The sequence below is a fragment of the Mycolicibacterium aichiense genome, assembly GCF_010726245.1.
Classification (GTDB): domain Bacteria; phylum Actinomycetota; class Actinomycetes; order Mycobacteriales; family Mycobacteriaceae; genus Mycobacterium; species Mycobacterium aichiense.
In genome coordinates this window covers 1,885,899-1,904,181 of record NZ_AP022561.1, presented here as the reverse complement: position 1 = coordinate 1,904,181, position 18,283 = coordinate 1,885,899, and the positions used below count along the sequence as shown (strand labels likewise).

At 67.5% G+C, this 18,283-nt stretch carries 15 protein-coding genes; 7 read left to right on the top strand and 8 right to left on the bottom strand.

Annotated features, from left to right (window positions below; genetic code table 11):
• The first annotated feature begins 81 nt into the window (after positions 1–81).
• Positions 82–1,716 (top strand): sulfite reductase subunit alpha, encoded by a 1,635-nt coding sequence (locus tag G6N32_RS09180; RefSeq protein WP_115319328.1) that lies wholly within the window; start codon positions 82–84, stop codon positions 1,714–1,716.
• Positions 1,717–1,740: 24 nt separating this feature from the next.
• Positions 1,741–2,616, top strand: a complete 876-nt coding sequence (locus G6N32_RS09175; protein ID WP_115319327.1) for a D-alanyl-D-alanine carboxypeptidase family protein — start codon at positions 1,741–1,743, stop codon at positions 2,614–2,616.
• A 9-nt stretch (positions 2,617–2,625) separates the two neighbouring features.
• Here G6N32_RS09175 and G6N32_RS09170 read toward each other — a convergent pair whose 3' ends face one another.
• A complete protein-coding gene (locus tag G6N32_RS09170) occupies positions 2,626–3,258 on the bottom strand; it encodes a DUF1942 domain-containing protein (RefSeq protein WP_115321034.1) in 633 nt (210 codons plus the stop codon).
• 210 nt (positions 3,259–3,468) lie between these two features.
• Here G6N32_RS09170 and G6N32_RS09165 point away from each other — a divergent pair, with 210 nt between their 5' ends.
• Together G6N32_RS09165 and G6N32_RS09160 are read left to right on the top strand one after the other, a co-directional pair.
• Positions 3,469–4,311: a D-alanyl-D-alanine carboxypeptidase family protein gene (locus tag G6N32_RS09165; RefSeq protein WP_115319326.1), complete on the top strand. Its 843-nt coding sequence runs from the start codon at positions 3,469–3,471 to the stop codon at positions 4,309–4,311.
• 156 nt (positions 4,312–4,467) lie between these two features.
• Entirely contained in the window at positions 4,468–5,907 is a 1,440-nt protein-coding gene (locus G6N32_RS09160) for a hypothetical protein (protein ID WP_115319325.1), read from the top strand.
• Between the two features lies 1 nt (position 5,908).
• Here the strand turns inward: G6N32_RS09160 and G6N32_RS09155 are convergent, their stop codons facing one another.
• From G6N32_RS09155 to ftsY, 6 genes are all read right to left on the bottom strand, one after another.
• Positions 5,909–6,976 carry a metal-dependent hydrolase family protein gene (locus G6N32_RS09155; protein WP_115319324.1) on the bottom strand — a complete coding sequence of 356 codons (1,068 nt, stop codon included), beginning with the start codon at positions 6,974–6,976 and terminating at the stop codon, positions 5,909–5,911.
• A gap of 1 nt (position 6,977) precedes the next feature.
• Entirely contained in the window at positions 6,978–8,543 is a 1,566-nt protein-coding gene (gene ffh / locus G6N32_RS09150; protein ID WP_115319323.1) for a signal recognition particle protein, read from the bottom strand.
• Between the two features lie 95 nt (positions 8,544–8,638).
• Positions 8,639–11,122: a [protein-PII] uridylyltransferase gene (locus G6N32_RS09145; RefSeq protein WP_115319322.1), complete on the bottom strand. Its 2,484-nt coding sequence runs from the start codon at positions 11,120–11,122 to the stop codon at positions 8,639–8,641.
• Between the two features lie 74 nt (positions 11,123–11,196).
• On the bottom strand, positions 11,197–11,535 hold the full coding sequence (locus tag G6N32_RS09140; RefSeq protein WP_036339085.1) for a P-II family nitrogen regulator: 339 nt from the start codon (positions 11,533–11,535) through the stop codon (positions 11,197–11,199).
• Between the two features lie 5 nt (positions 11,536–11,540).
• Entirely contained in the window at positions 11,541–12,878 is a 1,338-nt protein-coding gene (locus G6N32_RS09135; RefSeq protein WP_115319321.1) for an ammonium transporter, read from the bottom strand.
• Between the two features lie 195 nt (positions 12,879–13,073).
• Complete coding sequence (gene ftsY / locus G6N32_RS09130) at positions 13,074–14,429, bottom strand: signal recognition particle-docking protein FtsY (protein WP_115319320.1); 1,356 nt, start codon at positions 14,427–14,429, stop codon at positions 13,074–13,076.
• 114 nt (positions 14,430–14,543) lie between these two features.
• Between ftsY and fni the strand changes: the two genes are divergently transcribed.
• Positions 14,544–15,554 carry a type 2 isopentenyl-diphosphate Delta-isomerase gene (fni, locus tag G6N32_RS09125; RefSeq protein ID WP_115321033.1) on the top strand — a complete coding sequence of 337 codons (1,011 nt, stop codon included), beginning with the start codon at positions 14,544–14,546 and terminating at the stop codon, positions 15,552–15,554.
• Here fni and G6N32_RS09120 read toward each other — a convergent pair.
• Positions 15,538–15,894 carry an STAS domain-containing protein gene (locus tag G6N32_RS09120; RefSeq protein WP_308213156.1) on the bottom strand — a complete coding sequence of 119 codons (357 nt, stop codon included), beginning with the start codon at positions 15,892–15,894 and terminating at the stop codon, positions 15,538–15,540. The two genes, fni and G6N32_RS09120, sit on opposite strands and share 17 nt — an antisense overlap.
• Positions 15,895–16,040: 146 nt before the next feature.
• Here G6N32_RS09120 and G6N32_RS09115 point away from each other — a divergent pair, with 146 nt between their 5' ends.
• On the top strand, positions 16,041–17,291 hold the full coding sequence (locus G6N32_RS09115; protein ID WP_115319319.1) for a PP2C family protein-serine/threonine phosphatase: 1,251 nt from the start codon (positions 16,041–16,043) through the stop codon (positions 17,289–17,291).
• On the top strand, positions 17,279–18,280 hold the full coding sequence (locus tag G6N32_RS09110; protein ID WP_115319318.1) for a cobalamin B12-binding domain-containing protein: 1,002 nt from the start codon (positions 17,279–17,281) through the stop codon (positions 18,278–18,280). The genes G6N32_RS09115 and G6N32_RS09110 overlap by 13 nt, the downstream gene beginning before the upstream one ends.
• Positions 18,281–18,283 lie beyond the last annotated feature (3 nt).

The window sequence follows — 18,283 nt, the reverse complement described above, 5'->3', positions numbered from 1 at the left end:
CGGCGGGCGCGGCGGACGTGGTCCACACCTGCGGGACACTTTCTACTAAGGTTTGCCTAACCAAATCAGATCGGAGCAGGTGTGCTGGAGCGACCCGGTTTCTCGCTGATCATCGGCTACGCCAGCGACATGGGCACCGCCGAGTACATCGCCATGCAGCTGGCCGACGCGATGAAAGAAGCCGGGATCGACGCCACCGAAACCGAGCTGAACGACGTCGCCCTCGACGAGGTCCGGGCCGCGACCCACATCGTCGTGGTGGCGTCGACGTTCGGCGAGGGCGAGGTCCCCGACAACGGCACCGTGTTCTGGGAGGAGCTGGCGGCTTCCGACACCCGGCTCGACGGCCTCGGCTATGCGGTCCTGGCGCTGGGCGACAGCTCCTACGACCTGTTCTGCAACGCCGGCCGGATCATCGATGCCCGCCTCGCCGAACTGGGCGCTCATGCGCTGTCCGAGCGTGCCGAATACGACTGCTACCGGGAGGGCGACGCTCGCGAGTGGATCGCCGACATCGCCAAGATCCTCATCGAGGCGGCCGCCGCGGCACCCGCCTCCGGAGAACCCCCTGCCCCCAAGGCGGCGCCGCACCGCCGTCATGAAGCCACCCCGTGGACCGACGCCAATCCCTTCACCTCGACCGCCCTGGTGAACCGGCTGCTGACGGCGCCGGAGTCCGACAAGGAAGTCCGCCATATCGAGCTGGATCTCGCGGACTCCGGCATCACGTATCAGGCCGGCGATTCGGTGGCCGTGCATCCGGTCAACAATCCCGTGCTCGTCGAGGCCGTGCTGGCCAAGCTCGGCGTCGACGGCACCTACGTCGCCGCGGGCAGCGATCGGCCCCTGGGCGAACTGCTCGCCACCGACCTCGACATCTGCTCGCCCTCACGGGCATTGCAGGCGCTGGTCGCCGCTCGCACCGGCGACACCGAGGCCGCCGCGGCGTTGCGCTCCCCCGATCCCGCGGTGGTGTCGTCGTGGCTGTACGGCCGCGACGTGCTCGACCTGCTCGACCTTGCCGATCTGGAGCCAGACGAGGTACTGGAAACGTTGCGGCCCTTACAGTTTCGCGACTATTCGATCGCCTCGAGTCCGTTGGCCCATCCGGACCGGCTGCACCTGACGGTGGCGACCGTGCGCTACCACTGCCGAGATCGCGCCCGCGGCGGCGTGGCTTCCACATTTCTGGCCGACAAGGTCTCCAGTGGGCAGTCGGTGCGAATTCACCTGCGGCCCAACCACAATTTCCGGCTGCCGGCCCCGGATGTACCGATCATCATGGTCGGGCCGGGAACCGGCATCGCGCCGTTCCGCGCGTTCCTGCATGAACGCCAGGCGACCGCTGCGCCGGGCAGATCCTGGCTGTTCTTCGGCGACCGGCGGCGCCACACCGACTTCCTGTACGGCGACGAGCTGACGCGATTCCACGAGTCCGGCACACTGACCCGACTGGACCTGGCCTTCTCGCGGGAAAGCGCCGGGCCGAAAACCTACGTCCAGCACCGCATGAAAGACAACGCGCGAGAGTTGTTCGCGTGGCTCGACGGCGGCGCGCATCTATATGTCTGCGGTGACGCCGAGCGAATGGCCAAGGACGTCGACGCAGCCCTGCACGAGATCGTCGCCGAGGCCGGTGACATGGACGCCGCCGCCGCGCACTCCTACGTCAACGAGCTGATCAAAGCCCATCGGTACGTGCGCGACGTCTACTGACCGAGCGGGTTAGGCTCAGGGCCCATGCGCAGACTTCTCGCGGGCCTGACGACGGCGCTCACGGTATTGACGGCGACGGCAGGAATTGCCAACGCGGACACCGTCGATCAGCCACCGGGCTCGGTGCCGATCCCCGATGGACCCGCGCCCGCGTGGATCGTGGCCGACATGGACACCGGCCAGGTACTGGCCGGTCGTGACATGTACACCGCGCATCCGCCGGCCAGCACGATCAAGACACTGCTGGCCCTGACGGCTCTGGACGAGCTGCCCGATCTGAACGCGACGGTCGTCGCCAGCAACTCCGACACCCTGGTCGAATGCAATTGCGCCGGTGTGCGACCCGGTCGCGTCTACACCGCGCGTCAGCTGCTCGACGGGCTGCTGCTGGTGTCGGGCAATGACGCCGCGAACACCTTGGCCGACATGCTCGGCGGCTACCAGGAAGCGGTCGACAAGATGAACGCCAAGGCCCTCGCGATCGGAGCGACCAACACCCACGCCACCACACCGTCCGGCCTGGACGGGGCGGGTGGCCCGGGCTGGACCACGCCGCATGACCTCGCCGCGATCTTCCGCGCCGCGATGGCCAACCCGGTCTTCGCGCAGATCACCGCCCAGCCGGTGGCGATGTTTCCCGGCGACGCCGGCGATAAGGCACTGGTGAATCAGGACGAACTGCTGGCCCGATATCCCGGCGCGATCGGCGGCAAGACCGGCTTCACCGACGCCGCACGCAAGACGTTCGTCGGTGCCGCCGACCGTGGCGGCCGCCGTCTGGTGATCGCGATGATGTACGGGCTGATCCACGAAGGTGGCCCGACGTACTGGGATCAGGCGGCGGCGCTGCTGGATTGGGGCTTCGCCCAGAACCCGTCCGAGAGCGTCGCCGCCCTGTAGTCCGCCCGGTTAGCGCCGTCCGCCGCCCCCGTTGAACCCGGGCTGCGCGGCCTCACCTTCGGTGATCTGATACGGCGAGGTGGCCAGGTCGTTGGGGGTTGCCACGATCGCCGAGTTGTCTCCCGACGGCGGAGCACCGGCCGGGGCCTGGTTGTCCGGCGCGACCTGGAAATTCTCATCGGAATCCGGGACGACGACCGGCGCCGCGGTGCTTCCCGGATCACCCGGCACCCAGGCCAGAAGGTCGCGGGTGCCGTCGTTGAAGACAACGCTATTGGGGATGTCTCCCACGACATCGAAGTAGAGTTTTGCGCCGTTCGACGCCCCCCAGATGGACGGGTAGAAATCGCCGGACTCAGCCCGGGCACCGAAGCGCTCGATGAACGGCGGGTAGCTGCCGCCCATCCCGTCGATCGTCAGCTTGGCCGAATACAACGTGCCGTTGTGTGGCACTGGATCCGAACTCGGCTTGAGCTTGCCCACGACGTAGCCGATGTACGGCAGGCCGTTGGGCCCGTTCAAGGTTTCCTGCTCGCCGAACACCCGCACGCTGTCAGTCGCCCACGCCGGCGCGGCGCAGACGCCGGCCATGCCCAATGTGACGACGGTGGCGGCCACCCCGGCCATTTTCGCGATCTTCACAGTCTCTCCCCAGCTGTTCAGTGCCACATCACGCATGTGTGTGGCGAAAACTTTACTGTGACCTACCTCTCAGCGTCCCCTTTAAAACAGCATCTCCTGAATTGATCACCATGCTCGTCGCCACGCGTTAAACGCATCGCCCGTCATCGCAATGCATTCGAGACTCGCCCGCGTCGTTGCCGAGGCGCAGTCTGGTTAGCGTCGGCACTCATGCCGGCCCGCCCATTCGTCGCGATGTTGGGCATCGCCATGTCCCTGGTGGTGGTGGCGCCGGCCGCGGCCGCGCCAACCCCGCAGCCGGCCGGAGCGGTGACTGCTCCGCCCGACGGTCCGGCGCGGGCCTGGCTGGTCGCCGACCTCGACACCGGCCAGATTCTGGGTAGCCGCGAACCCTATAGCGCGCACGCACCGGCGAGCACCATCAAGCCGCTGCTGGCGATGGTCGTGCTCGACACGTTGGCGCCCAACGCCGCGATCCGGGCGACGGCGGCCAACACCGGCGTCGAATGCTCCTGCGTCGGGCTGGTGCCCGGCCAGATCTACACCGCGCGCCAGCTGCTCGACGGACTGCTGCTGGTGTCGGGAAACGACGCCGCCAATCTGCTTGCCGACATGCTCGGCGGACAGCGTGCTGCAGTGCAGAAGATGAATGCGAAGGCCTACCAACTGGGCGCCCGCAGCACCCGAGCCGGATCGCCGTCAGGGCTGGACGGGCCGGGCTGGGAGTCGGTCACCACGCCACACGATTTGGCGTTGATCTACCGGGAGGCGTTGCGCTATCCCCTGTTCGTGCAGATCGTCCATCAGACCTCGGCGCAGTTCCCCGACCGGTCGGGGTACCGGGAGATCAAGAACCAGGATCGCCTGCTGCGCAGCTACCCCGGCTTCATCGGCGGCAAGAGCGGCTACACCGACCTGGCCCGCGAAACCTACGTCGGCATGGCGCAACGGGGCGGGCACCGGCTGATCGTGGTGGAGATGTACGGCGACGACGATCTGTGGAATCAGGCCGCTCAACTGCTCGACTGGGGCTTCAGCCACTACCCCGCATGAACCACCGCAAACGCGGCGCTATCCACTTGATATCGGAAAGATCAACGATTCACTGATATTGCCGAATTGACGACCTTGCGAGCTAATTAGCTCTACTCTCAGGACGGCCGATATCGGCCGTTCTTATCAACGTTGGTTTCGGGACGGGGATCGTTGATGGATTTCAACACGGGTCAGACGCGCAGGCGCAGGGCCGCACACAAATTCGCCGCGTGGCTCGCCGCAGCCACGATGGCCGCGGGCCTCGGCGCGGCGGTGGTCAGTGGCACCGCAGTGGCCTACGCCGACACCGGGTCGTCCGGCTCAGCGTCGCACGCCAGCTCGGGCGCATCGAACTCCCCTGCGACAAAGCATGATTCGACGGGATCGTCGCGTAGAACGGCTGCCAACCTCGCACCGAAGACCGGCCCCACCAGCGCTGCCGCAAGCACGCCGACATCTCGGGCGTCCCTGTCGCTGGTTCCGGACACCGTCGCGCCCAAGACCAAAGCCTCCGCGGCACCGCAGCTGCCGACACCGGAGGCGGTGCTCCGATACACGTTCTTCAACAGAGCGCCATCGGCCCATCCCACCCAAAACGCGCAAACCGGTGACAACAAAGAGATCACGGGTGCCATCAACGGCGCCAGCAACAACGGGCTCGGCCTGACCTACAAGGTCACCCAGCAACCCAAGTACGGCGAACTGAGTTTCGACCCGAACACCGGTAATTACAGCTACGTCGCCCGCAACGACCTCATCACGCCGGGCATCACCGATCAGTTCACGGTCGCGGTCAGCAACGGGGGCGCCGCCAAGCTGCCCGGCGTGCTGGGCCAGCTCCAACTCGCGCTGCACTCGATGGCGGTCGCCCTCGGGGCGGCCAAACCGGACACCGTCGAAAAGACGATCACGATCGCGGTCACCGGCACCGGCCAGTACGGGACTCCCGACGCGAACGCGAAGTGGTACCAGGACCAGCAGGTCGACAACAGCTGTGTCCTGGTCGCAGACGCGGGGATCATCGGCCAGCTGACCGGGAACTTGCTGACCGAGCAGTACATGATCACGCTGGCGAAGAACACGACCAGTGTGTCGAACCCGCCGCGAAAGATGTACCTGGGCACCCAGGCAGAAACCAAGTTCGCTGGGCTGACGATCACTGATGGCGTAGCCCTGTTGAAGCAGTTCGGTATCGACGGGACCTATACGACGTACAAGACCGCGCCGCGGGGCGGCCAATCGCGGAAAGAGGCGGCAGAGGTCAAGGCAGCGGACGGAAACCGGGCACTGACTGCCCTCTCGGCTGCCCTCGCCGAGGGCAAGGCGGCCATGGTCGATGTCGATGCGGATTCCATCGTCAAGGCAGCCAATGGGCAAGTCAGCGACACCATCGCAACCGAAACCAATCACATGGTCGTGGTGACCGGCGTCGACATCAAGGCCGGACTCGTCTACCTCAACGACGGCAATCTGAGCAAGGGCAGTGTCGGCATCCCCATCAAGGCATTCATGGATTCGTGGGGCGCAGATAACTTCGGGCTCGTCACCGCTCAGAAGGCCGTGTCCGACGCGTCGTTGCCCGCCGCGACCGTGACCCTGTCCATCGCCGCCTGATCTAGTACACCCGGCCGCGCAGGATCACCCGGTCGGGGTTGGACAAGACGTCGGCGCCGCCGCGCGGATCCTCGGTGTAGCACACCAGATCCGCCGGCGCGCCGTCGTCGAGAACGGGCCTGCCCAACCACCGGCGCGCATCCCAGCACGCCGCGCCGAGCGCGTCGGTCGGGTTCATCCCGATGCGCTTCAGTGCTTCGACCTCGTCGGCGATCCGGCCGTGGACGATCGTGCTGCCCGCGTCGCTGCCCGCGTAGATCGGCACACCTGCTTCCCTGGCCGCGGCCACCCGCGGGTAGCAGCTCGCATAGAGCTCGCGCATGTGGGTGGCGTACGTCGGGTATTTGCTTGCAGCGTCGGCAAATCCGGGGAAGTTTTCGATATTGATCAACGTGGGCACCAGCGCGGTGCCGTGCTCGACCATCATCGCGATGGTGTCGTCGGTCAGCCCGGTGCCGTGCTCGATGCAGTCGATGCCCGCACCGATCAATCCGGGTAATGCGTCCTCGCTGAATACATGCGCGGTGACCCGCGCGCCCTCGTCGTGGACGGCGGCGATCGCCGCGCGCAGCACGTCGTCGGACCACAGCGGCGCCAGGTCCCCCACCGAGCGGTCGATCCAGTCGCCGACCAGCTTGACCCATCCATCGCCGGCGCGAGCCTGGGCGGCCAGTGCCTCGGGCAGCTGCCACTCGTCCTCGAGTTCGATGGCGAAGCCGCGCGAATAGCGTTTGGGGCGGGCCAGATGCCGTCCGGCCCGGACGATCCGCGGCAGGTCGTGGTGATCGTCGAGGCTGCGGGTGTCGGTCGGCGATCCGCAGTCGCGCAGCAGCAGCGCGCCGACCTCACGTTCGCGCTCGGCTTGGGCGATCGCCTCGTCCAGCGGGATCTCGCCATCGTCGCCGAGCCCGACGTGGCAGTGGGCGTCGACCAGACCGGGCAGGATCCAGCCGCCGTCAAAGATGGTCTCGGCGTCGACGACCGGCTCGGCGGACAGAACGCCGTCGACGATCCACCACTCCACGATCTGACCGTCGGGCAGGCCGCGGCCCCGAACGTGGAGCCGCACGCTAGCTCTTGCCCGGGAACTTCAGCTTGGACAGATCGAAGTCAGCAAGGCCGGGCGGCAATTCGTTGAGGCCGTCGGGCATTCCGGACAGGTCCGGGAAGCCACCGGGCATGGCGCCGGCGAGCAACGGATTTGCCTTCGGCGGCGTCGGCCCACGCCCGCCCTTCTTCTTGCCTGCCTGCTTGTTCTTGCCCTTGGCCGCCTTCTTCGATGAACGGCGCCCGAACGGCATGCCCATCGCACCGGCCATCTGCGACATCATCTTTCGCGCCTCGAAGAAGCGATCGACGAGCTGGTTGACCTCGGACACCGTGACACCGGAGCCGTTGGCGATGCGCAGTCGGCGCGAGGCGTTGATGATCTTCGGGTCGGCTCGCTCCTGCGGCGTCATGCCGCGGATGATCGCCTGCAGCCGGTCGAGCTGTTTGTCGTCGACGGTGGCCAGCGCGTCCTTCATCTGGCCCGCACCGGGCAGCATGCCCAGCAGGTTGCCGATCGGGCCCATCTTGCGGATCATCAGCATCTGCTCGAGGAAGTCCTCCAGCGTCAGCTCTCCGGAGCCGATCTTGGCGGCGGCTTCCTCGGCCTTCTGCTGATCGAAGACCTGCTCGGCCTGTTCGATCAGGCTCAGCACGTCGCCCATGCCGAGAATCCGGCTGGCCATCCGGTCGGGATGGAAGACATCGAAGTCTTCTAGCTTCTCACCGGTCGACGCGAACAGGATCGGCACGCCGGTCACCTCGCGGACCGACAGGGCCGCACCACCGCGGGCGTCGCCGTCGAGCTTGGTCAGCACGACGCCGGTGAATCCGACACCGGAACCGAAGGCTTCGGCGGTGGCCACCGCGTCCTGACCGATCATCGCGTCGAGGACGAACAGCGTCTCGTCGGGGTGCACGGCGTCGCGGATCGCGGAGGCCTGCTCCATGAGCACCTCGTCGATGCCCAGCCGGCCGGCGGTGTCGACGATAACGACGTCGAAATGCTTGCTCTGCGCCTCGGCCAGGCCGGCGGCGGCGACCGCGACCGGATCACCGGGTCCGGCACCCTCGGTATCGGCGGCGTCGGGTGCGGTGCCCGGATGCGGAGCGAAGACATTGACGCCGGCGCGCTCGCCGACGATCTTGAGCTGGTTGACCGCGCCGGGCCGCTGCAGATCGCAAGCCACCAGCAGCGGGGTGTGGCCCTGGCCCTTGAGCCACTTGGCCAGCTTGCCGGCCAGGGTCGTCTTACCGGCGCCCTGCAGGCCGGCCAGCATGATGACCGTCGGCGGGTTCTTGGCGAAGGCCAGCTGCCGGGTCTCCCCGCCGAGGATGCCGATGAGCTCCTCGTTGACGATCTTGACGACCTGCTGGGCGGGGTTGAGCGCTCCGGAGACCTCGGCGCCGCGGGCACGCTCCTTGATGCGGTTGACGAAGGCGCGCACGACCGGCAGCGAGACGTCGGCCTCGAGCAGTGCCAGCCGGATCTCACGTGTGGTGGCGTCGATGTCGGCGTCGGTCAGCCGACCTTTGCCGCGCAGGCCCGTAAGTGCACCGGTCAACCGATCGGACAGGGATTCAAACACGCAGTAAGCCTAGCGGGCGGAGTCGGGCGCCGAGATCGACGCCATGGTCGCGCCCGCTTGTCCAACCACAACCATGGTGTCGGTTTCGCGTGGGACTAACCGGCTGCTTCGACCGGCTTGGCGGGTGGCGGCGTCGGCAGCACCGCATAGAGGTCGTTCTCCAGTCGCCTGCGCGCCTCGTCGACCGATACCGACGCCGGGACCGAGATGCCGAACGCGTCGACCACCGACGATCCCAGGGTGGTGATCTTGGCCCAGGCGATGTCCGCGCCGGTCCGCTCCAGCACGCCGGTGAGCGTCGCGAGCAGCCCGGCGCGATCGGTGGTGCGGATTTCGACGATCAGCCTGCCCTCCTCGCTGCCGTCGTGCCACAGAATGCGCGGTGGGGCGGGCACGGCGTTGATCGGCACGGCGGGCTTGTGCTCCCCCACCCGGCCGGTGCCGTACTGGGCGGCGTCGGCGTCGCGCTTCTCCAGAGCCGACATCACGTCGAGTTCGCCGCTGAGCGCAAGGATGAACTGCTGCCGGAGAAGTTCCGCCGCGGGCGGGGCACCGAAGCGCGGTGACACCACGAAGGTGTTGATCGCCGCACCACCGGTGCTGTTGACCGACGCTGAATGCACGCGCAGCGAGTTGAGCGCCAGCACCCCGGCCGCCTTCGACAACAAGCCGCGCCGGTCCGGCGCGATCATCGTGACGTTGAAGGTGTGCACGCTGTCCCCCGGCGTCATCTCGACGTGCACGCCGCCGTCAGCGGCCAGTGAAATATGTTGCGGATCAATCGGATCCGCGTGCGGTTGCGGCTCGCCGGCCAGCATCAGCCGGCAGCGTCGGACCAGATCGCCGATCAGCGAGGCCTTCCAGTCTCCCCACACCCCGGGCCCGGTCGCCAGCGAATCCGCCTCGGCGAGGGCATCGAGCAGCTCGAGCAGCACCGGGTCGCCCCCGAGTGCGTCGATGACACCGGAGATCGTCTTGGGATCCTGCAGGTCCCGGCGCGTCGCGACGTCCGGCAGCAGCAGGTGGTAACGCACGATCGCCGACAGCACGTCGATATCGGACGGCCACAAACCCAACCGGGTGCCGACCTGCACGGCCAGCTCGGCACCGATGACACTGTGGTCCCCGCCGCGACCCTTGCCGATGTCGTGCAGCAGAGCGCCCAGCACCAACAGGTCGGGGCGAGACACCCGCGTGGTGAATGTGCTTGCCCGCGAGACCGTCTCGACGAGATGGCGGTCGACGGTCCAGATGTGAACGACGTCGCGGGGCGGCAGGTCGCGAACAGCTCCCCACTCCGGGAACAACCGTCCCCACAACCCGGTGCGGTCGAGCGCCTCGATGGTGGCCACCGTCGTCGGGCCCGCGGCCAGCAGCACCAGCAGGTCCTTGAGCGCATCGCGCGGCCACGGCGTGCGCAGCTCGGGGGCGGACGCGGCCAGTCTGTTCAGCGTCGACGCCGACATCGGCAGTCCGGTGGTCGCCGAAGCCGCCGCGACCCGCAGGATCAGGCCGGGATCGCGTTCCGGCCGGGCGTCCCGGGCCAGGATCACCTCCCCGGCGAATTCCACCACCCCTTCGTCCAGCGGGCGACGGGTCGGCCGCCGCAGCACCGAAAGACCGCGCTTGGGAAGGGCATTGGCCGCGGTCCGGAGCCCGGCATCCACATAGTAGCTGATGGTGCGCGCCGCATCGGAGAGCACCCGGGCAAGATCGAAGCGATCACCGATGCGCAGGGCCGCGCCGATCTCGTCGGCGAACTGGGCCAGCAGTTGGTCACGGCCGCGTTTGGACGACCGGTGCAGTTCGGTGCGCACGTTGAGCAGCGCCAGGTGCGCGCCGCCGAGTGAGCCGGTCGGCGACACCAGCGAGTGACTCGGGTACACATCCGCCAGTTGCGCGATCGCCAGAGCGTTGAGCAGCTGAACGTCGCGCAGCCCGCCCCGGCCGCATTTGAGGTCGGGTTCCGCGCGGTGCGCGATCTGCCCGCTGCGCTGCCAGCGCGACTGCGTGAGGTCGACGAGCTCGTCGAACCGGGAGGCGATCCCGGTGCGCCATTGCCGTCGCGCGCCGCCGATCAACAGCTGGGACAGCTCGGCGTCCCCGGCGATGTGCCGCGCTTCGAGCATCGCGAGCCCGGCCGAGATGTCCTCATTGGCCACCGCGAGCGCTTCGGGCACCGTGCGGACACTGTGGTCCAGTCGAATGTTGGCGTCCCACAAGGGGTACCAGAGCAGTTCGGCCACTTGGGTCACGATGTCGACCGGCATGTTGTCGTGCAGCAGCATCAGGTCGAGGTCGGAATACGGTACGAACTCGCGGCGGCCGAGGCCGCCGGTGGCGACGATGGCGAACCCACTGGTGGCCGTGATACCGATCTCGGTGGCCTTGGTGGTGAGCCAGAATTCATGCAGATCCAGCAGCGCGTCGCGCAAGGCCGCCGAATCCAGGTGGCGCTGACCGCCTTCCAGCAGTTGCTTGTTGGCCGCGGCCAGGTCTTTCGCGGGTTTCGACGAACCCGCCGCCGGTGCCTCCCATCGGGAGGCGCCGGCGGCGGAATCTCTTGATTGCTTTGTCATCTCAGTCCTCCAACGGCCGACGCTCGACTAACGCTTATTCGGTGCGGCCGCGAAGGAACCTCACAACGTCTGCGTCAGAGAGCGTCGGACCCCCGCTCACCGGTGCGGACCCGAACGACGGTCTCCACCGGGCTGACCCACACTTTGCCGTCGCCGATTTTGCCGGTTCGTGCGGCCTGCACGATGACGTCCACGACCTTGTCGACCGCGGAGTCATCGACAATGACCTCCACGCGCACCTTGGGCACGAAGTCCACGGAGTACTCCGCGCCTCGGTACACCTCGGTGTGACCCTTCTGACGTCCGTATCCCTGGACCTCGCTGACGGTCATCCCGAGGATGCCCGTCTGCTCCAGACCGGTCTTGACGTCTTCCAGCGTGAACGGCTTGACGATCGCAGTAATCAGCTTCATTTCCCTCATTCCTCCGCGCCGTGACGACCGAGAACAGAGCCCGTGCCGGCGGTCGCGAAGTCGTACGCGGTTTCCGCGTGCTCGGCTTCGTCGATACCGGATGCCTCTTCCTCGCGATCAAGCCGCAGTCCGATGGTGTACTTGACGATCAAGGCCAAGATAGCTGTCCCGACAGCGGAGTACCCCAGAACCGCGAACGCACCGATGGCCTGCTTGATCAACTGATCGAAGCCACCGCCGTAGAACAGGCCGGAAACCGCCGCCGGTGCCTCTGCGGTGGCCACCAGGCCCACCATCAGGGTGCCGAACAGACCGCCGACGAGGTGCACACCGACTACGTCGAGCGAGTCGTCGAAGCCCAGCTTGTACTTCAGGCCCACCGCGAGGGCACAGACGATACCCGCACCCGCGCCGATCGCCAGCGCGCCAAGCACATTCACCGACGAGCAGGACGGGGTGATTGCGACCAGGCCGGCCACGATGCCCGATGCCGCACCGAGGGTGGTGGCGTGGCCGTCGCGAATCCGCTCGGTGAGCAGCCAGCCCAGCATGGCGGCACCCGTCGCGACCGTGGTCGTGATGAAGGTGACGCCGGCAATTCCGTTGGAGCCCACCGCGGAACCCGCGTTGAAGCCGTACCAGCCGAACCACAGCAGACCCGCACCGAGCATCACGAACGGCAGGTTGTGCGGCCGCATCGGGGTGCCGGGCCAGCCGAGGCGCTTACCCAGGATGATCGCCAGGACCAGACCGGCGGTACCGGAGTTGATGTGCACCGCGGTTCCACCGGCGAAGTCGATTGCCTTGAGCTTGTTGGCAATCCAGCCGCCCGTCTCACCGGTGACACCGTCGAAGGCGAACACCCAGTGGGCGACCGGGAAGTACACGAACGTGGCCCACAGGCCGGCGAACACCAGCCAGCCGCCGAACTTGAGGCGATCGGCGACCGCACCGGAGATCAGGGCCACCGTGATGATCGCGAACATGAGCTGGAAGGCCACGAAGACGACCTGCGGAATGGTTCCGGCCAGCGGGATGGAGACGGCCGCATCCTCCGGCTTGAGTTGCAGGTAGGTGCCGCCGATCAGCCCCTTGAGGCCGAAGTACTGGCTGGGGTCACCGAACAGGTTGAACTTGTCGTTGCCGAATGCCAGTGAGTAGCCGTACAGCACCCACAGCACCGTGACCACGCCCATGGCACTGACGCTCATCATGATCATGTTGAGCACGCCCTTGGCACGCACCATGCCGCCGTAGAAAAAGGCCAGGCCCGGCGTCATCAGCAACACGAGCGCGGAGCTCGCAAGCATCCATGCTGTGTCGCCGGTGTCCGGCACACCCATTACGGGAAATCCATCCACTCGCAGTTTCTCCTTCACCCATGCCACGGTTAGGCACCGTTGACCTAGGCCAAGACAATGCGCAGTGGTTGTTTCAGCTAAGACGCCTAGGTGTTTCGCATATGTGAACGGATCGGCAGTATTCGTTTCGCGGGTGTTACATCCCGCAATTCGTGCCGCTCAGAACGATTTCCGGGACTAGCCGAGCAGCGCGTCGACGAATGCGGCCGGCTCGAACGGTGCGAGATCGTCGGGGCCTTCGCCCAATCCGACGAGCTTAACCGGCACCCCGAGCTCCTGCTGAACCCTAAATACGATGCCGCCCTTGGCAGTCCCGTCGAGTTTGGTGAGCACCAGTCCAGTGATGTCGACGACCTCGGCGAAGACCCGGGCCTGCGCCAGACCGTTCTGGCCGATCGTCGCGTCGAGCACCAGCAAGACCTCGTCGACCGCCGCACGTTTGCTCACCACTCGCTTGACCTTGCCGAGCTCGTCCATCAGGCCGGTCTTGGTGTGCAGGCGCCCGGCGGTGTCGATGACGACGACGTCGGCGCCGGCCTCGATTCCTTTGTCCACCGCGTCGAATGCCACCGACGCCGGGTCGGCGCCCTCGGGGCCGCGGACGACGTCGGCCCCGACCCGCGACGCCCAGCTCTGCAACTGGTCGGCGGCGGCCGCGCGGAACGTATCGGCCGCGCCGAGGACCACCCGGCGCCCGTCGGCGACCAGCACGCGGGCCAGCTTGCCCACCGTCGTCGTCTTGCCCGTTCCGTTCACGCCGACGACCAACAGAACCGACGGCTTGTCGGCGTGCGGCAGCGCCTTGATGGAGCGGTCGAGCCCCGGGTCGAGTTCGGAGATCAGCACGTCCCGCAGGACCGCGCGGGCGTCGGCCTCGGTGCGCACAGTGGCTGCGGCCAGCCTGCTGCGCAGCTGCTCGATCACCGAGCTGGTCACCACCGGGCCCAGGTCGGCGATCAGCAGGGTGTCCTCGACCTCTTCCCAGGACTCCTCGTCGAGGTCGCCGCCGCCGAGCAGACCGAGCATGCTGCGGCCCAGGGCGTTCTGCGACTTGGCGAGCCGGCCGCGGAGGCGCTCGAGGCGGCCTTCGGTCGGCGCGATCCCGCTGAGGTCGGGCGCGGTCGGCGTGACCTCGGCGGGCGCGGGGGTCGGCTCGACAGCAGGCTCGTCGACGACGGTCTCGGCGGCAGCGGGCGGTTCGGCCACCGGCGGTTCGGGCAGCCGCACATCTTCGATGGGGCGCTTGACGGAGTCGCGCGGCAGTGCGGCATCGTCGCCGACCCCGGGCAGGCCCGTGGTGTCGATCGTGGGCGGCGCCGCAGGCGCTGGGGGCGGCGCGGTCGTTACTGACGATTGTGTGAACGAAATGCCGCTCGACGCGCTGTAGCCGCCGGATCGGTCAATTGGTGTGGGACTCTCTGAGCTGCGGCGCAGACTGATTTGGCGCCGCCGATAGCGGACCAGACCGATGATGAGTGCAGCAACGACCAGGACGGCGATGACCGCGATAGCGATCCAGAGACCCTCTGACACCGTGCCATTGTTTCAGGGCGCGGGGATGGTCCGCGCCACCCCTGGGGTACGGGGTATCTCGTGACGACGGACGACGCGGGAATCGGGCAGGAGCGAAGCGACCTGGGAATCGGTATGGCGAGCCGCAAGCTGCGCCACATCGACGCCTGCCTTCACGGGCCGGTGCAATACGAGACCGTGACGACCGGCTTCGAGCGCTACCGACTTGCGTACAACGCCCTGACCCAGACCAACCTCGGCACGGTCGACCTCGGGACCAGCTTCCTCGGCGCGCAGCTGCGCGCGCCGGTTCTGGTCGGGGCGATGACCGGCGGGGCCGAGCTGTCCCGCACGATCAATCGCAATCTCGCCGAGGCCGCGCAGAAGCTCGGGATCGGCATGATGCTGGGTTCGCAGCGCATCATGCTCGACGACCCCGACGGCACTGTGGCGGCATCCTTCGACGTGCGCGACCTCGCCCCCGATGTCCTGTTGGTCGGCAACATCGGGCTGGCTCAGCTCTCCGATGCCGCGGTGCCCAAGATCGCGGCGGCGCTGGACCGGATCGGCGCCAACGCACTTGCCGTTCACACCAATCCCCTCCAGGAGGCGATGCAGGCCAACGGCGACACCGACTTCAGCGGCTCGCTGGAGCGATTGCGCACGCTGGCCGAAGCGCTGCCCTACCCGATCCTGGTCAAGGAGGTCGGCCACGGGATCGGGGCTGCTGCTGCCGAGCGGCTGCGGGACCTGCCGATCGCGGCGGTCGACGTCGCCGGAGCCGGTGGGACGTCGTGGGCCCGGGTCGAACAGCTGGTGCGCTACGGCGAGGTGCGCTACCCGGCGGTCGCCGAGTGGGGGGTCCCGACCGCGCAGGCCCTCACCGAAGTTCGGGCCACCCTGCCGGGCATGCCCCTGATGGCCTCCGGCGGCATCCGCACCGGGGTCGATGCCGCAAAGGCACTGGCGTTGGGTGCCGATGTGGTCGCTTTGGCCCGACCGCTGCTGGCCCCGGCCATCGAGTCACCGGCCGCCGCGCTGGAAGCGTTGCATGGCTTCGTCGAAGAGCTGCGTGTCTGCCTGCACGGCTGCGGCGCCGATGACGTGGCCGCGTTGAAACGTGTGGACCTCACGCACCTCGGCTGAGCCGGTCGACCGCGGTCTGCAGGGACGCAACGACGTCGAACACCTCGGTCAATCCGATCAGCTTCAGCGGCCTGCTGGTGCCGGGCCCGTCGGCGACCACCGCGAATCCGATGTTCGGGGACGTCGCCTCGTACGCGTCGACAAGCACTTGCATGCCGGCCGAACCGAGGAAACTCACATCGGTCAGGTCGATGATCAGGGCGTCCGGGCGTTGCTCGAGGGTGCTGGTGACGAGTTTCTCCAGACGCGGCGACGTCAGTAGATCGAGTGCCCCGGAAGCACTGACGACGGCGGTTCTTCCCAGCCAATACTGGCGGGAATCGTAAGCGTCCAAAGCCACCCTTCGATGATCGGTGCCCGGCCGGCGGGCGACAACTATCGGAAGGCTGCTGCTTGAACCTCGGCGAACAGACTAGCTCACGCCGTTGGCTTGCTCTAACGGCCAGGCCTGGCCTTGCGGTGACGATTCCCGCTAGCGTGGAGACAATGGCAAACCAGTTCGCGCCCGATGTCGCGCACCGCGAGGTCGAGATCGCGATGAACGGATCGCTGAATTTGCGGCGGACCGTCTTGAATCTGCTCAGCGCTGTCCAGCCTGGGCTGGCGGACTGGGCGGTACTGGCCATGCCGGATCACCGGACCGGTGGGCTGACCGTCTACGGCGGCGCCAACGTCGGGTTCTCCGACGTCATCGCGCGGTCGTCGCCGTCCGAGCGCGGGCTGGATCAGGTGCTGCGTACCGGCCAGCGACTCCATGGCCACGTCGGTCACGACATGTCCCTTGCCGATATCGGCACCCGCCTGCGGCACCGCGCCCTCGCCGAGGAACTCGCCGCCTTGCGTCCGGCGGATGTGCTGACCCTGGCACTCACCGCCCGGGGCACGACGCTGGGCGCATTCGTTCTGGTCCGCACGGCGGGGCGGCTGTTCGACGCGGACACCATCGCCGAGGCCGAGCGGGTCGGCGCGACGGCGGCTGTCGCACTGGATTCGGCGCGGCTCTACGAGGAGCGCGGACAACTGGCCGCGGCACTGCAGCGCAGCCTCCGGCCACCGAAACTCCCTGCGGCCATCGGGTTTTCGGTCGCAGCGCGGTATCGGCCCGCAGTCGAGCATCTTGAGGTCGGCGGCGATTTCTATGATGTCGTCGGTAGCAGCGATGACGTGGTGCTCACCCTGGGCGACGTGTGTGGCAAAGGAGTCGATTCCGCCGCGCTCACCCTGCAGGCCCGCCAAACCATCCGTACCGCGGCGCATTTCGACCGCAGCCCCGATCGGGTTCTCGACACGCTGAACACGGTGTTGTGCGACCAGGCGGTGGGGCGCTTCGTCACCACGCTGTGCGCGCGGGTGCGCGGCAGGCCGGACGGCCAATGGGCCGAAGCGCACGTCGCCACGGCCGGACACCCCGGCCCGATCGTGATTCGAGCCTCCGGCGATGTCGAACAGATCGAGGTGTCCGGGATCGCCGCCGGGGTGAAGCTCGGGGTGCACTATCGGCCTGCCGCAGTGCGATTGGAGCGCGGCGACACCATGCTGATGTTCACCGATGGCGTCGAGGAGGCCCGCCGCGACGACCGTCTCTATGGAGTGCGCCGGCTGCTCGAACTGCTGCCTTCCTACGCCGGAGCCGGCGGGGAGGCGATCTGCGAAGCGGTCGAACGTGATGTCCTGGAGTATTTGGACGGTGATCCGCACGACGACATGGCACTGCTGGCGGTCACGTGCGGGAGCTGACACCGCTGGCCGACTACCAGCATGCGTTGGCGAGCAGGAACCGAGCACAGGCGACCGGTGTCGTCACCCAATTGCTCACTGAGGGTGTGGATCCCGTGACGGTGCTCACCGACGTGATAGCCACATCGCAGCGCGAGGTCGGTATGCGTTGGCAGCGCGCCGAATGGACCGTCGCCGACGAGCACGCCGCGACCGCGATCTCGGTGGCCGCCACCGCCGCCGTCGCAGACTATGTGAGTGCAATTCCCGTGCGGGATAGGTCGGTTCTGGTCGCCTGTGCCGAACGGGAGTTCCATGAACTGCCTGCCATGATTATCGCCTGCGCATTGCGTGCGCATGGCTGGGACACCACCGTGTTGGGCGCGGCGACCTCTCCGATGCGGCTGAGTCAGCATCTTGTGGACGACGGACACGACGCGGTGGCCATCAGCTGCTCGGTGTTGGGCGCCTTGCCGACCACCCGCCGCTTCATCGAGGCGGCCACCGCGGCGGGGGTGCCGACCCTGGTCGGTGGTCCGGCATTCGGCTACGACGACGTGCGCGCCCGGGCGCTGGGCGCCACCGCGTGGGCATCCAGCGCACACGCCGCGGTCACAGCGATGGAGGGGCTGCCGACGGTTTCCGGTGTGCTACCGGAGATTTCACCGGCGGCGAGCGCCGAGCAGGCGCAGCTGGATCTCCACCACCGGCGGATCGTCGAGTCGCTGCGCGAACGGTGGTCGTTGACCCGTCAGCCGCAGAACACCGTGTTCGCGAACCTGACCCGCGACACATTGAATCAGGCCCTGCACGCACTGTCGGCGGCGCTGCTCACTGGTGACCCGCGGCCGATCGCCGAGACTGCGTGGTGGATCAGCGACGTGCTGCAGGCCCGCGATGCCGACCCAGCCTCGGTGGCCGAGCTGGCGGGCCTGCTCGCCGACACCCTCGACGACTATCCGTTGGCACGCGATCTCGTTCGAGAGCACTTCACCATCGAATCCAGTTGAGCA